Genomic DNA, 13,298 nt, shown 5'->3' on the forward strand with positions numbered 1-13,298 from the left:
GTTACGCTTACAACAAACTGGCAGCCAGCGCCAGTGCACCCAAGAAAGAAACGATTTGCATGCCCAGCGAAAGATGCCGGGCCTAAGTATTCAGATCGATATTCAGGCTATGCTGAAACTGCTGTAACAACGCATCGTGATAGTCGCGCACCTTGCCGGCCTGCAGCTCGGGCGGCAATAAGCCTTGTTCGGCCAGCAGTTGTTGCTCGGCGCGAAACGCCAGGATTTGATCGACACGCTCTTGTGCCTGGGTTTTATTCAGCGGGGGTGAGCTACTCAATGCGTCTGTCCCTGTTAGCGATGGCCGGGCAAATTGCCACTATTGCGTCCTTGCAGCATAGGCGAACTGTTGCCGGATGCAACAGTTCGCCACGACTTTACTCTAGCACCACATCAATAAAATACTTCACTTCACCGTCAACCGTTTCCCGTACTAAACCGTGCACGTCGGTTTCAAAGCCCGGGAACTCGCTGTTAAAGGCGCGGGTGAATTTCAGATAGTTGATAATGGTTTTATTAAAGCGCTCGCCCGGTACCATCAGTGGAATACCCGGTGGATAAGGCGTTACCAGCATAGCAGTAACCCGGCCTTCGATATCATCAATCGACACCCGTTCAATTTCACGGTGGGCCATCTTGGCCCAGGCATCGGCTGGCGTCATCGCGGTTTCGATATTCGACAGATACATCTCAGTCGTGACCTTAGCCACATCGTACTTACGGTACATATTGTGGATGCGCTGACACAGATCGCGCAGGCCGACTTTTTCATAGCGCGGGTTCTTGGCGGCAAACTCCGGCATTACCCGCCACATTGGCAGGTTCTGGTCATAGTCGTCTTTAAACTGCTGCAGCTCGGTCACCATCGAGTTCCAGCGCCCCTTGGTAATACCGATAGTAAACATAATAAAGAACGAATAGAGGCCGGTTTTCTCAATAATAATACCGTGTTCGGCCAGGTACTTGCTGACGATAGCGGCCGGAATACCGGTTTCATCAAACTGACCATGCAGGTTCATGCCTGGCGTAATGATGGTGGCCTTGATCGGATCCAGCATATTAAAGCCCGATTCAATCTCGCCAAAACCGTGCCAGCTGTCCTGCGCATGCAGTACCCACTTCTCACGGTTACCGATGCCCTCTTCCGGCAAACGATCCGGGCCCCAGACTTTAAACCACCAGTCATCCTCACCAAACTCGGCATCCACTTTGCGCATCGCGCGGCGAAAATCGATCGCTTCCAGTAAGCTTTCTTCTACCAGCGCCGTACCACCCGGTGGCTCCATCATCGCTGCGGCCACGTCACAGCTGGCAATAATTGCATATTGCGGGCTGGTGGAGCTGTGCATCAGATAAGACTCGTTAAAGCGATGGGTATCTAAGCTGCGTTTTTCGGCATTTTGCACCAGAATTTGTGATGCCTGGGATAAACCGGCCAGCAGTTTATGCGTCGACTGGGTGGCAAACACCAGCGTATCTTCTGACCGCGGCCGATCTTTACCGATGGCATGCATATTGTGGTAGAACTCATGGAAGCTGGCATGCGGCAGCCAGGCTTCGTCAAAATGCAGGGTGTCGATGGTCGAGCCCAGCTCCTGCTTAATCTCTTCCACGTTATACAAAATACCGTCATAGGTACTCTGGGTAATGGTCAGAATGCGTGGCTTTTTATTTTTCGCATTGCGGGCAAAGGGATTAGCCTCAATCTTCTTTGCAATGGCTTCGGGTGAAAACTCACTTTTCGGGATCGGGCCAATAATGCCGTAATGGTTGCGGGTCGGCATTAAAAATACCGGGATCGCACCGGTCATAATAATCGAGTGCAGAATGGATTTATGACAGTTACGGTCGACTACCACGATATCACCCGGCGCCACCACGGAGTGCCAGACCATCTTATTCGAGGTGGAGGTACCGTTGGTGACAAAGAACAGGTGATCGGCATTAAAGATCCGCGCCGCATTGGCTTCGCTCTCTGCTACCGGGCCAGTGTGGTCTAACAGCTGACCTAATTCATCCACCGAGTTACAGACATCGGCGCGCAGCATATTCTCACCAAAGAATTGGTGGAACATCTGCCCCACCGGGCTCTTTAAAAAGGCCACGCCACCGGAGTGTCCGGGGCAGTGCCAGGAGTAAGAGCTATCTTGGGCATAATCCATCAGCGCAGTAAAAAACGGTGGCGCTAAAGCATCCAGGTATTTGCGTGCTTCGCGGATAATATGCCGTGCCACAAACTCCGGCGTGTCTTCAAACATATGGATAAAGCCATGCAGCTCACGCAAAATATCGTTCGGGATATGCCGGCTGGTGCGGGTTTCGCCATAAAGGAAGATTGGAATATCGGCATTGCGTTTGCGCACTTCCTTCACAAAGGCGCGTAGCTCAGCCAGTGCCACATTCACTTCCTGCTCACTGCCGCTGCCAAACTCTTCATCATCAATCGATAAAATAAAACAGGAGGCGCGGCTGGCTTGCTGGGCGAAGGCGGTCAGATCGACATAACTGGTGTAGCCAATAACTTCAAAGCCATGACTGCCGATGGCTTCTGCCAGATCACGGATCCCTGAGCCAGAGATATTCTCAGAGCGGAAGTCTTCATCTATTACAATGACCGGAAAACGAAATTTCATCGGGTGATCCTTAGTTCTTCTGTGCCAGTTTTTGCCGCGCTTTTAACAGCCGCTCGCGCTTATATTTCTGCAACGCGGTTTCAGTGTTCTTTTTGGTCGGGGTAAAGGGGTTTTCGCCTTCGCGGAATTCAATGCGAATTGGCGTGCCCATCATCTGCAACGCCTTGCGATAATAGTTCATCAGATAGCGCTTATAGGAATCTGGCAAATCTTTTACCTGGTTACCATGAATAACGATAATAGGCGGGTTGTAACCACCGGCATGGGCATACTTTAACTTCACCCGCCGTCCGGCAACCATTGGCGGCTGGTGATCTTCCTGCGCCATTTTCATAATCCGCGTCAGCAGCGAGGTACTGACCCGTTTGGTGGCAGAATCAAAGGCTTCTTCCACCGACTCAAACAGATTGCCGACACCCGAGCCATGCAAGGCCGAGATAAAGTGCAGCCGGGCAAAGTCGATAAAGCCCAGGCGGCGGTCCAATTCACGCTTAATCTCATCTTTCACGCTGTCGTTCAGGCCATCCCATTTATTGACCGCCAACACTAAGGAACGACCGGCATTAAGCACAAAGCCGAGAATGCTTAAATCCTGATCGGAAATGCCCTGCCGCGCATCCAGTACTAATACCACCACATTGGCATCTTCAATCGCCTGCAGGGTTTTCACCACGGAGAACTTTTCAACCATATCATCGATCTTGCCGCGACGACGTACGCCGGCGGTATCAATCAAGGTGTAGTTACGGTCGTTGCGCTGCATCGGAATATAAATCGAATCACGGGTAGTACCGGGCATATCGTAAACCACGACCCGCTCTTCACCGAGGATGCGGTTGGTCAGTGTCGATTTGCCGACATTGGGCCGGCCCACAATTGCCAGTTTAATATGCTCAGAACGTAAGCGCGCCGCTTCGGCCTCGGCTTCTTCCTCTGTCATTTCTTTAAAATCGGCCGATTCTACAAACTCTGCGTCTTCCTGGGCTTCGCCCTCAACTGCCGCGGGCAGTTGCTGCTGTAAGAACGGCAGTAACGCCAGTTGCAGTAACGAGGTGACACCGCGACCATGCGCCGCGGCAATTGGATAGACCTCACCCATACCCAAACTATAAAAATCTGCGATTGCGGTGTCGGCATCCAGGCCATCGGTTTTATTGGCGACCAGAAATACCGGCTTTTCGACTTTACGAATATGCGCCGCAATAGCTGTATCACCAACAGTGGCACCGGCACGGGCGTCAACCATAAACAGCACCACGTCCGCTTCGGCAATGGCTTTTAATGACTGCTCAGCCATCTCCACTTCAATGCCTTGCTCATTGCCATCGATACCACCGGTATCGACCACAATAAACTCCATACCTTCAAACTTTACCGAACCGTATTTACGATCGCGGGTCAGCCCCGGAAAATCCGCCACCAGGGCATCCCGGGTGCGGGTCAGGCGGTTAAATAACGTCGATTTGCCAACATTGGCTCGCCCTACCAGGGCCACTACAGGTAACATGGTGTCAACCTCAAAAAATAACAAAACAGGCCTGACTCAGGCCTGTTTTCAGTTTAAAAGCGCAACCCGCCTGTTTTAAGGCGTTTGCAGTACGGTCAGCTCGCCATCGCGGGTACTGATCACCAGCACCTCGTTATTGCTGACCGGCTCACGGAAAAAGCCGGAGCTGTCAAAACTCTGCCGGGCAACAAAATCACCGCTGTTACGATCCAGCCAATGTAAGTTGCCTTTATTGTCACCCACCACCAGATAGTCTTTGTACACGGCCGGGCCGGTCAGGAAATGGCGGTGTAAACCGGTTTGGCTCCACAGCTCAGTACCATTGCGCCGGTCGATGGCATAGATCCGTCCGACTGAGTCCACCAGATACAACACTGTGCCTTGCACTGTCATATTGCGGAAACTGGCATAATCACGCTTCCACAGTTGCTGGCCAGTGCGTAGTTCCAGCGCATGTAATTCACCATTAAAGGCAATGCTATAGATGGTACCGGCTACCACTATCGGCTTGGCATCGACATCGACCAACCGTGACAGGTCAGTACTGCCCTTGGGTGTGGCAATATTTTCTTCCCAGGCTTGGAAGCCACGGTCCACAATCAGCACGCCGACCCGGCCACTGGCGGTACCATAAATCACACCGCCACTCTCAATGACCGGTTCACTCGTCCCGCGCATGGTTAATGGCGGTTGCTCGTTTTCAAAGATCCAGCGTTGTTCGCCATTGTCTGAGCTTAGACCAATCAGAGCACCAGTGCCTAGTTTTGCAACTACAAACCCCTCACCTACTGCAGGGCTGACCAAGACTTCACCCGGCACCTGCACCCGCCAACTCATTTCGCCAGTTTCAGCATTTAAAGCAACGACTTCACCATTTTCGGTGCCAAAGTAAATGTTGCCCGACCCCTGACTGATACCCCCTGAGATGCGGGCATTATCTGAAGAGAAGCGCTGTCTTAACTGCTGTAACGTTGATAATGTATTGTCTTTGCGTAAATCATAAGTCCACAAGCGCTTACCAGAACTCAGCTCAAATGCCATCACTAAGCCTTCACGGCTAGCCATGTAAACGCGCTGGTTATGAATAAGAGGCTTTAATCCCGATTCAAAATGGGCTACGCCTTTGCCAACCTGGGTTGACCAAACTTTCTTTGGACTTATCTGATTTTGCACCTCAGGCAATACCAGTTTCTCTTTGCTAGAGCAGGCGACCAGACTAAAGGCAACCAAGACAACGGCTAGCTGTTTAACAGAAAATCTCATGCCGGCCCCTTAATTCGTCACAGCAACGTGCGCCAGCTCATCCAGCTTAATTTGTACCAACTGCGTATTCTGCGGTGCTTTGCTAAGCGCCAGCTGATAAGCGGCTTTAGCGGCAGCCAAATCACCACTTTGCTGCAGAATATCGCCTTTTAACTCGGCTTGTTGCGCAGCGAAGCTCTCAGGCAGCGGTTGATTAACCGTGGCTAGTGCTGCGCTGAAATCGCCCATTTCACGCTGAACCCGGGCCAGACGTAGTTGAGCAATAGCTTTGATACCGGCATCTTTAGCTTGCTGTTGTACCCAACTCAGCTGTTGTGCAGCCATCGCCAGATCGCCGCTATTCACCGCCTCTTTAGCAGACAATAGCGCAGCAAAAATCGCATAGTTATTCGAGCCTTGCGCGGCAATAAAGCTTTGCGCCTGCGCTAACCATTCATCACCTTCACCTTGTTGCTGGATTAGCTGACTGTAGCTGCTGGATAAGGCTTCAGCGCTGGCACGTTGCTCCGCCTGATAATAGCGCCAGCCATAGAGGGTGGCTAAACCAATAACGACACCACCGACAATGGCTTTGCCATACTCGTTCCAAAAGCGTTTAATGGCCTCAACCTGTTGTTCTTCACTGCTGTAAATTTCCACCTAACTACTCCGTATACTTTCAGGCCAGCTGCTGTGCTAGTTCACTCAGCTTTAGCGTTTGTTGTGGCTTCTCTTCGCGCAACCATTTAACGGTAATTTCCTGCCGCGCCAGTTCTTCTTCGCCTAAAATCAGCGCTATGGCTGCGCCCGACTTGTCTGCTTTTTTAAATTGTTTTTTCAGGTTACCGCCACCGCAGTGCAAGATAACACGTTTTGCCGGTAACTCGCTACGCAGCCTTTCGGCAACACTTATGGCGGCAAGTTCCGCAGTTTCACCCATCGCCAGCAGATAAATATCCGCTTGCGTCGGTAAATCCGGTGCCAGATTTAAACTTTGCAGTAACAGGATTAAGCGCTCCAGCCCCATCGCAAAGCCAACCGCAGGGGTCGCCTTGCCACCGAGCTGCTCAACCAAACCATCATAACGACCACCGGCACAGACGGTACCCTGAGCGCCAAGCTCAGTGGTTACCCATTCAAATACGGTTTTGTTGTAATAATCCAGGCCACGTACCAGTCGTGGATTAATCACAAACTCAATACCGGCTGCGGTTAAACGCTGCTGCAGCGAGGCAAAATGTGCGGCAGACTCAGCGTCCAGATGCTCAGCCAGTTTAGGCGCTTTAGCCAGCACCTCAGCCAGCGCCGGATTTTTACTGTCCAGCACCCGCAGCGGGTTGCTATACAGCCGGCGCAGACTGTCTTCATCCAGCAAGTCTTTATGTTGTTCCAGATAAGCAACTAACTTATCGCGATAGGCGGCACGCGCCTCATTGGAGCCGAGTGAGTTCAGTTCCAGTTTTACATAAGGCGTTAAACCCAGCTTTTGCCAAATCCGCGCCGTCAGAATAATCACTTCAGCATCAATATCCGGCGTGGCAATACCGAAGGCTTCCAGACCAAACTGATGAAACTGGCGGTAACGACCTTTTTGCGGACGCTCGTGGCGGAACATCGGCCCGGTATACCATAACCGTTGTTCCTGATTGTACAGTAAACCATGTTCATTGCCGGCGCGGACGCAGCAGGCGGTACCTTCCGGGCGCAGCGTCAAGCTGTCGCCATTGCGATCGGTAAAGGTATACATCTCTTTTTCAACGATATCGGTGACTTCACCAATCGAGCGTTTAAACAGCTCGGTCATCTCGACAATCGGAAAACGGATTTCGCTGTAACCATAACTGGCAGCGGTGTCGCGCAAGGTGGTTTCTACATATTGCCAGAGGGCACTGTCCTGCGGCAGGCAGTCATTCATGCCGCGAATTGCCTGGATTTGCTTCGACAAAATTTTGCTTCCATTTTGGGGGCGCCGCAGCGCCCAGATGCAATAGGTTAATAAAAAAGCGTGATTATAATCTGAAGTGGCTGAAATGTCGCCCTAGACTTGCTTTACCGCAATCCGCTGCTGCAAATACTGCCGCACCTGCTGCTCGAGTTGTTCAGCGATATTGTCGTTATCAAGTCGCAGTTTCTGGCGCTCGCCATTGAGGTAAAAGCCGCTTTTTTTACTGGCACCGGCGACACCCAAATCCGACACTAAGGCTTCACCCGGACCATTTACCACACAACCAATTACCGAAACGGTCAGGGGCTCTACTACATCTTCCAGCCGCTGCTCCAGCTCGTTCATGGTTTTAATCACATCAAATTCCTGCCGCGAACAGCTGGGGCAGGCAATAAAATTAATGCCGCGTGAGCGGATGCGCAGCGACTTCAGAATATCAAAGGCCACTTTAACTTCTTCCACCGGATCAGCGGCCAGCGAAATCCGTAATGTATCGCCGATACCCTCAGCCAGCAGCATACCTAAGCCAATCGCTGACTTAACGGCGCCGGCGCGGGCACCACCGGCTTCGGTGATGCCAAGGTGCAACGGCTGTTTAATTTGTGTCGCCAGTAAGCGATACGCACCTACAGCCAAAAACACATCTGACGCTTTAACACTAACTTTAAACTGATCGAAATTCAGCCGGTCCAGAATATCAACATGCCGCATTGCCGACTCAACCAGTGCTTCCGGTGTCGGCTCGCGGTATTTTTCCTGAATATCGGCTTCCAGCGAGCCCCCGTTGACGCCGATGCGGATCGGGATATTGTGATCGCGCGCCGCATCCACCACTGCACGGATCCGATCTTCACGACCGATATTGCCCGGGTTAATCCGCAAACAATCGACACCATATTCAGCGACTTTCAGTGCGATGCGATAATCAAAATGGATGTCTGCTACCAAGGGGATCGGCGATTGCTGTTTAATCAGCTTAAAGGCTTCAGCTGCTTCCATTGTTGGTACTGATACCCGCACCAGATCGGCACCGGCCGCAGCAATAGCACGGATTTGCGCCACGGTAGCCTCAACATCGGTAGTACGGGTATTGGTCATTGATTGCACGGCGATAGGGGCATCACCACCAATCAGTACATTACCGACCTTAATCTGGGTACTGGGCCGGCGCTTAATCGGATTCTCTGCAAACATTATTCGTTTTGTCCTGACAAGGTAAACTTGGCAACGCGGTTACCGGGGAAACGCGACATATCGTAAGGCTGCTCATTTAATTCAATGCTTACCACGCCGGGATTACCCAGGGTAATCACAAAAGGCCCTTTGGCGTTAAGCTCCATCACATAGCCGGCTTGTTTGGTACCAAAGGCAATGCGATCGCCGTTGGCATCCAATACATCAATCCAGCAGTTATCACTAAAGGTCATCTTTAACCTGTCGTGTAACGACTGTGGCGGCTGCTCGCTGACGGCACTGACCGCTTCCTCTTGCTGTAATGCCTGATTCAGCTGCTCCAGTTGCTGCTGCGCTGCGGGTGGTAAGGCTGTAACATCCAATTCGGTTGGCGTCTCAGGCTCAGAAGTTGTTAGTTCCGGCTCCACAGTAGTCAGTTCAACCGCACTCAGCGGTTGTTCGCTGACCAACTCCGCTGTTGGCGCGAGCACCGTCTGTGCCGGGCCCGGCAAAGCATCACTCTGTAACAGCTTATTCTCGCGGGCACTTTGCCAGAACCAGACTGCTAATGACACCAGCAGCACCAGCGCAATTAACCAGGTAAGCCACATATAGCGCGCTTCGGTGCGCTGTTTTGCCGAGCGGTTTGAAAAAGTGCGCATAGTTTTCACCGGCGCGCTTTTAACCTGATGCTGCTGCTCAAACCGGATCAACAAGGCCTGTTCCGGTAGTTTTAAAAACCGGGCATATGACTTGAGATAGCCACGCATAAAAGTGGGTAAGATTGCCTTATCAGGCTGGTCCAATTCCAGGTTGTGTAAGATTTCGACCCGCAATTTCAGTTGCTGCGCAGCTTGTTCCAGGCTGAGTTGACGTTTTTCGCGTTCCTGGCGAAGCGTTTGACCAACACTTAGTTCCTGTGTTGGTGGGTTAAGGTCATTCTGGGTCATTGTTTATCGTAGCCGGATCGACAATATACAGCCGCTGGCCAATGGACAGACGGCTTTCTTCCGTCAGATTGTTCCAGGCCATAAAGCGTTCAAGGCGGATATTATAGCGGTATGAAATAGCAAACATAGTGTCGCCTTCCGCAACTTGATGAAAATAATTATCCACTGGCTGCGCTGCGGCCAAACGCACCGGCGGCGCTGCCGGCTCAGGTGGCGCATCATTCGGGCCAAGGTAAATCTTTTGGCCTACCCGCAGCCGGGATTGCTCGGTCAGATGGTTCCACTCCAACAGCCGTGGCAACAGAATATTATACTGCAGTGAAATACTGTGCAGCGATTCGCCGGCAGCGACCAAATGCACCGGAACTTGCTGCGCCGCTTCGGCTGAAGTGTCGGCATAACTCAACTGCCTGCTGGCTGGCAGTCTGGCTGACAGCTCGCGGTTATCAGACGCGCTCAGATTGGCGGTTGCGGTCTCTGCCGCGTTAGTCACCTCCAGCCCGGCAGCATTACTCTGTGGTTCCGTTGCGGTAACTGCTACGGCAGGTTCAGCCATGCTGCGCTGCGGTTCCGTTGCGGTAACTGCTACGGCAGGTTCGGCCGCGCTGCGCTGCGGTTCACTGGTTACTGCCGGCGTTAACTGGCGCTCTGCCGGTAAGCCTGTGCTGGGCGCCAGCGCTTGTACTTGCTGGCTTTGCTGATGCTGCTGATTTTGCAGGCTGCCAGCTATGGCTGAGGTCGAATGCGTTGGTCGCACTGTACTTGCCGCTACCGGTGTTGCCGGTGGCGGGCTGGCCGCTGCAGTTGCTGTTAACGCGTCTGGCTCAGCGGTTTTGCGCCGGATCCGCAGCTGCGGATTAGCCACAGGCTGGGTGGTATTCCTAGCTGCGGTAGCAGCATTTTGCGGCATAAAATCCGCCAGCAAATGCTGCTTATAGCGTTCACGCAGTTGCTCAAACTCGCTTTCCAATAAACGCTGTTGTAGCAATAGCCGGGCTTCGTTAGTGTCGATATACAGCGTCAGCAGTAACTGCTCCGCATGCTTCATAGTCGACAAATCGCCCTGTTTCTCTGAGACCAGATAATTGAGCAGAGTGCTGCGCGCAGAAACGCGGCCCAGACGCTGAATTCGTTGTAAGTCAGTTTTAGCTTCTGCCAGACTACCCATCGCATAATGCACCGAGGCACTGTTAATCAGGGCGCTGATGCGGGTACCGTTATGACTCAGCGACGAGGCCAGATAACCCTTCGCCCGCTCAAAACGATCCTGCTCTAACTGACAAAGTGCCAGGTTTTCATAGCTCTCAGCAACCCGGATATAACCCGGTTTAGCAATGGCTGCCAACAACAGCCGTTCGGCTTCATCATACTTGCCAATCTGGCACAGGAAAGCGCCGTAGTTGTTATACGCATCCGCATTATTGGCATCACGGGCGATGGCCTGTTTATAGGCATTTTCTGCCTGGGCATGCTCACCAACCGTCTGATAATAAAATGCCAGAGCGTTATACACCTCTGGCAAATTTGGCGCCATCGCGCGGGCACGTTCCAGATTAAACAACGCCTGAGTGCTATCACCACGACGCAAGTAATTTAAGCCCAGCGAAATACGGGTTTTAGCCGCTTCAGTGTTATCCACATTGCGCTGCGTGACCTGGCGATCATTCGCCACTATCGTATTCTCTGACACACAGCCAGAGAGGATAAACAATGCCGTCAGCGCGGTTACCACAGGAAGTTTCTGCATTACCACTGGCCATCCATTTGTTGTTATTGCAGCACTTTTACCGCTATGTTCTCGCCTTTCTGCTGCTTTTTCAGTAAACGTTTCGTACGGTCGATGACATCACCGACCAACTGTCCGCAGGCGGCATCGATATCATCGCCGCGGGTTTTACGTACCATAACAGTAAAACCGTAATCTTGTAAGACCTTGTTAAAGCGATCAATCCGTGAATTACTGGATCTCTTATAAGGAGACCCTGGATACGGGTTGAACGGAATAAGATTAATCTTAGAGGGTGTATCTTTCAATGCTTTAGCAAGTTCATGCGCCTGATCGGTGCTGTCATTGATGCCTTCCAGCATCACATACTCAACCGTGACTTTATCGTTAGCCTTAGAATGCTCAATATAGCGCCGTGAGGCCGCCAGAAACTCTTCCATCGGATACTTTTTATTTACCGGCACCAGTTCATCGCGCAGCGCATTATTCGGCGCATGCAACGAGATCGCCAAGGCGACATCAATCTTTTCACGCAGTAAATCCAGGGCCGGTACCACACCTGAGGTACTGAGCGTGACCCGGCGCTTGGATAAGCCAAAGCCGAAGTCTTCCATCATCAGTTCCATCGCCGGCACCACGTTGTTTAGATTGAGCAGAGGTTCACCCATGCCCATCATCACTACGTTAGTGACCGGTTTTTCACCGGTATCACCAAAACTGCCGATAATCTGTGATACCCGCCACACCTGACCAATGATTTCTGAGACACTGAGGTTACGGTTAAAGCCTTGCTGCGCCGTAGAGCAGAAGGAACAGTCCAGCGCACAACCGACCTGAGAAGACACACAAAGGGTACGACGATCTTTTTCCGGGATCCAGACGGTTTCCACCTCCTGACCGCCTTCCAGCGCCATCACAAACTTGATGGTGCCATCGGCACTGTCCTGACGGGTGGCCACGACCGGCGCTTTAATCACGCAACGCGCCTTGAGCAGCTCACGGAGTTTTTTGTTGATATTGGTCATTTTGTCGAAATCATCAACACAGTAGTGATAAATCCATTTCATCACCTGATCAGCACGGAATGGCTTCTCGCCAAGACTGACAAAGAACTCTTGCATTTGCGACCGGGTCAGGTCCAGCAAATTGACGACTTCGGGGGTGTTGCTCATGCCAGTAAACTCCAGCTAACCAATATCAACAAAAAACTTTCTTCCTGCAGTGCTGAATGCACTAAGGGGGCTGCTGCCCCCTTAGTCTCTTTGCAGACAGCTACCGGATTAACGGGTACGGCTGCACAGCTCAGCGTCAGTGAAGAAGTAGGCAATTTCACGGGCCGCAGAAGCCGCTGCGTCTGAACCGTGAACCGCGTTCTCATCGATGCTGGCAGCGAAATCCGCACGTAAAGTACCAGCTAAAGCATCTTTCGGATTAGTAGCGCCCATGATTTCACGGTTCTTACGCACAGCGTCTTCACCTTCTAATACCTGTACCATTACCGGGCCAGACGTCATAAAAGATACCAGCGCGTTGAAGAATGGACGCTCTTTGTGCTCAGCGTAGAAACCTTCAGCCTGTTCCCGGCTTAAGTGTAACATCTTGGCGGCAACAATGCGCAGGCCAGCGGCTTCAAAGCGGCTGTAAATTGCGCCGATCAGGTTCTTCGCTACGGCATCCGGCTTCACGATAGAGAAAGTACGTTCTAAGGCCATGTCAGGCTCCTGTAAGTCTAAAGGGTTAAAATTTTGGGCGGCAAAGTATACGCTAAATTCCGGAAAAAACCTAATGCCCTTCGCTAACCATATTGACGGTGTATTTCGGAATTTCCACCACTAAATCTTCGTCAGCCACAATGGCCTGACAGCCTAAGCGCGATTCTGGCTCTAAACCCCAGGCTTTATCCAGCATGTCATCTTCCAGCTCTTCGCTGGGCGTCAGCGAATAAAAGCCTTCACGAATAATCACGTGGCAGGTGGTGCAGGCACAGGATTTTTCGCAGGCATGTTCAATGGCAATACCGTTTTTCAGCGCCACATCGAGCACGGTTTCACCCGTTTTGGCATCCAGCGCAGCCCCTTCCGGGCACAGCTCAGGATGAGGTAAAAATACGATCTGGGGCATG

Annotated in this window: 12 protein-coding genes; all 12 read right to left on the minus strand. The window is 51.9% G+C overall.

The window, feature by feature from the left end; genetic code table 11:
* Positions 1 to 82: 82 nt before the first annotated feature.
* Complete coding sequence (locus AJE_RS05560) at positions 83 to 280, minus strand: hypothetical protein (protein WP_008950033.1); 198 nt, start codon at positions 278 to 280, stop codon at positions 83 to 85.
* Positions 281 to 377: 97 nt separating this feature from the next.
* Positions 378 to 2,633: an arginine/lysine/ornithine decarboxylase gene (locus tag AJE_RS05565; protein WP_008950034.1), complete on the minus strand. Its 2,256-nt coding sequence runs from the start codon at positions 2,631 to 2,633 to the stop codon at positions 378 to 380.
* Between the two features lie 10 nt (positions 2,634 to 2,643).
* On the minus strand, positions 2,644 to 4,140 hold the full coding sequence (gene der / locus AJE_RS05570) for a ribosome biogenesis GTPase Der (RefSeq protein ID WP_008950035.1): 1,497 nt from the start codon (positions 4,138 to 4,140) through the stop codon (positions 2,644 to 2,646).
* A gap of 75 nt (positions 4,141 to 4,215) precedes the next feature.
* The gene (bamB, locus tag AJE_RS05575; RefSeq protein WP_008950036.1) at positions 4,216 to 5,403 is read right to left on the minus strand and encodes an outer membrane protein assembly factor BamB; all 1,188 of its coding nucleotides are present in this window, start codon (positions 5,401 to 5,403) and stop codon (positions 4,216 to 4,218) included.
* Positions 5,404 to 5,412: 9 nt separating this feature from the next.
* A complete protein-coding gene (locus tag AJE_RS05580) occupies positions 5,413 to 6,042 on the minus strand; it encodes a YfgM family protein (RefSeq protein ID WP_008950037.1) in 630 nt (209 codons plus the stop codon).
* Between the two features lie 19 nt (positions 6,043 to 6,061).
* Complete coding sequence (hisS, locus tag AJE_RS05585) at positions 6,062 to 7,327, minus strand: histidine--tRNA ligase (RefSeq protein ID WP_008950038.1); 1,266 nt, start codon at positions 7,325 to 7,327, stop codon at positions 6,062 to 6,064.
* A 93-nt stretch (positions 7,328 to 7,420) separates the two neighbouring features.
* Positions 7,421 to 8,521 (minus strand): flavodoxin-dependent (E)-4-hydroxy-3-methylbut-2-enyl-diphosphate synthase, encoded by a 1,101-nt coding sequence (ispG, locus tag AJE_RS05590; RefSeq protein WP_008950039.1) that lies wholly within the window; start codon positions 8,519 to 8,521, stop codon positions 7,421 to 7,423.
* Positions 8,521 to 9,450, minus strand: coding sequence for a RodZ domain-containing protein (locus AJE_RS05595; protein ID WP_008950040.1), 930 nt, complete (start codon positions 9,448 to 9,450; stop codon positions 8,521 to 8,523). The genes ispG and AJE_RS05595 overlap by 1 nt, the downstream gene beginning before the upstream one ends.
* Entirely contained in the window at positions 9,437 to 11,197 is a 1,761-nt protein-coding gene (gene pilW / locus AJE_RS05600; protein WP_008950041.1) for a type IV pilus biogenesis/stability protein PilW, read from the minus strand. Before pilW ends, AJE_RS05595 begins: the two co-directional genes overlap by 14 nt.
* A 23-nt stretch (positions 11,198 to 11,220) precedes the next feature.
* A complete protein-coding gene (gene rlmN, locus AJE_RS05605) occupies positions 11,221 to 12,348 on the minus strand; it encodes a dual-specificity RNA methyltransferase RlmN (RefSeq protein ID WP_008950042.1) in 1,128 nt (375 codons plus the stop codon).
* A 108-nt stretch (positions 12,349 to 12,456) separates the two neighbouring features.
* Positions 12,457 to 12,888, minus strand: a complete 432-nt coding sequence (gene ndk, locus AJE_RS05610; protein WP_008950043.1) for a nucleoside-diphosphate kinase — start codon at positions 12,886 to 12,888, stop codon at positions 12,457 to 12,459.
* Positions 12,889 to 12,958: 70 nt separating this feature from the next.
* The gene (gene fdx / locus AJE_RS05615; RefSeq protein ID WP_008608977.1) at positions 12,959 to 13,297 is read right to left on the minus strand and encodes an ISC system 2Fe-2S type ferredoxin; all 339 of its coding nucleotides are present in this window, start codon (positions 13,295 to 13,297) and stop codon (positions 12,959 to 12,961) included.
* Position 13,298 lies beyond the last annotated feature (1 nt).

This window comes from Alishewanella jeotgali KCTC 22429, from assembly GCF_000245735.1.
GTDB lineage: Bacteria > Pseudomonadota > Gammaproteobacteria > Enterobacterales > Alteromonadaceae > Alishewanella > Alishewanella jeotgali.

Coding starts and splice junctions, on each gene's coding strand:
- rlmN (WP_008950042.1), bottom strand. CDS start 12,348: ATGAGCAACACCCCCGAAGTCGTCAATTTGCTGGACCTGACCCGGTCG.
- der (WP_008950035.1), bottom strand. CDS start 4,140: ATGTTACCTGTAGTGGCCCTGGTAGGGCGAGCCAATGTTGGCAAATCG.
- AJE_RS05565 (WP_008950034.1), bottom strand. CDS start 2,633: ATGAAATTTCGTTTTCCGGTCATTGTAATAGATGAAGACTTCCGCTCT.
- ispG (WP_008950039.1), bottom strand. CDS start 8,521: ATGTTTGCAGAGAATCCGATTAAGCGCCGGCCCAGTACCCAGATTAAG.
- AJE_RS05595 (WP_008950040.1), bottom strand. CDS start 9,450: ATGACCCAGAATGACCTTAACCCACCAACACAGGAACTAAGTGTTGGT.
- ndk (WP_008950043.1), bottom strand. CDS start 12,888: ATGGCCTTAGAACGTACTTTCTCTATCGTGAAGCCGGATGCCGTAGCG.
- pilW (WP_008950041.1), bottom strand. CDS start 11,197: ATGCAGAAACTTCCTGTGGTAACCGCGCTGACGGCATTGTTTATCCTC.
- bamB (WP_008950036.1), bottom strand. CDS start 5,403: ATGAGATTTTCTGTTAAACAGCTAGCCGTTGTCTTGGTTGCCTTTAGT.
- fdx (WP_008608977.1), bottom strand. CDS start 13,297: ATGCCCCAGATCGTATTTTTACCTCATCCTGAGCTGTGCCCGGAAGGG.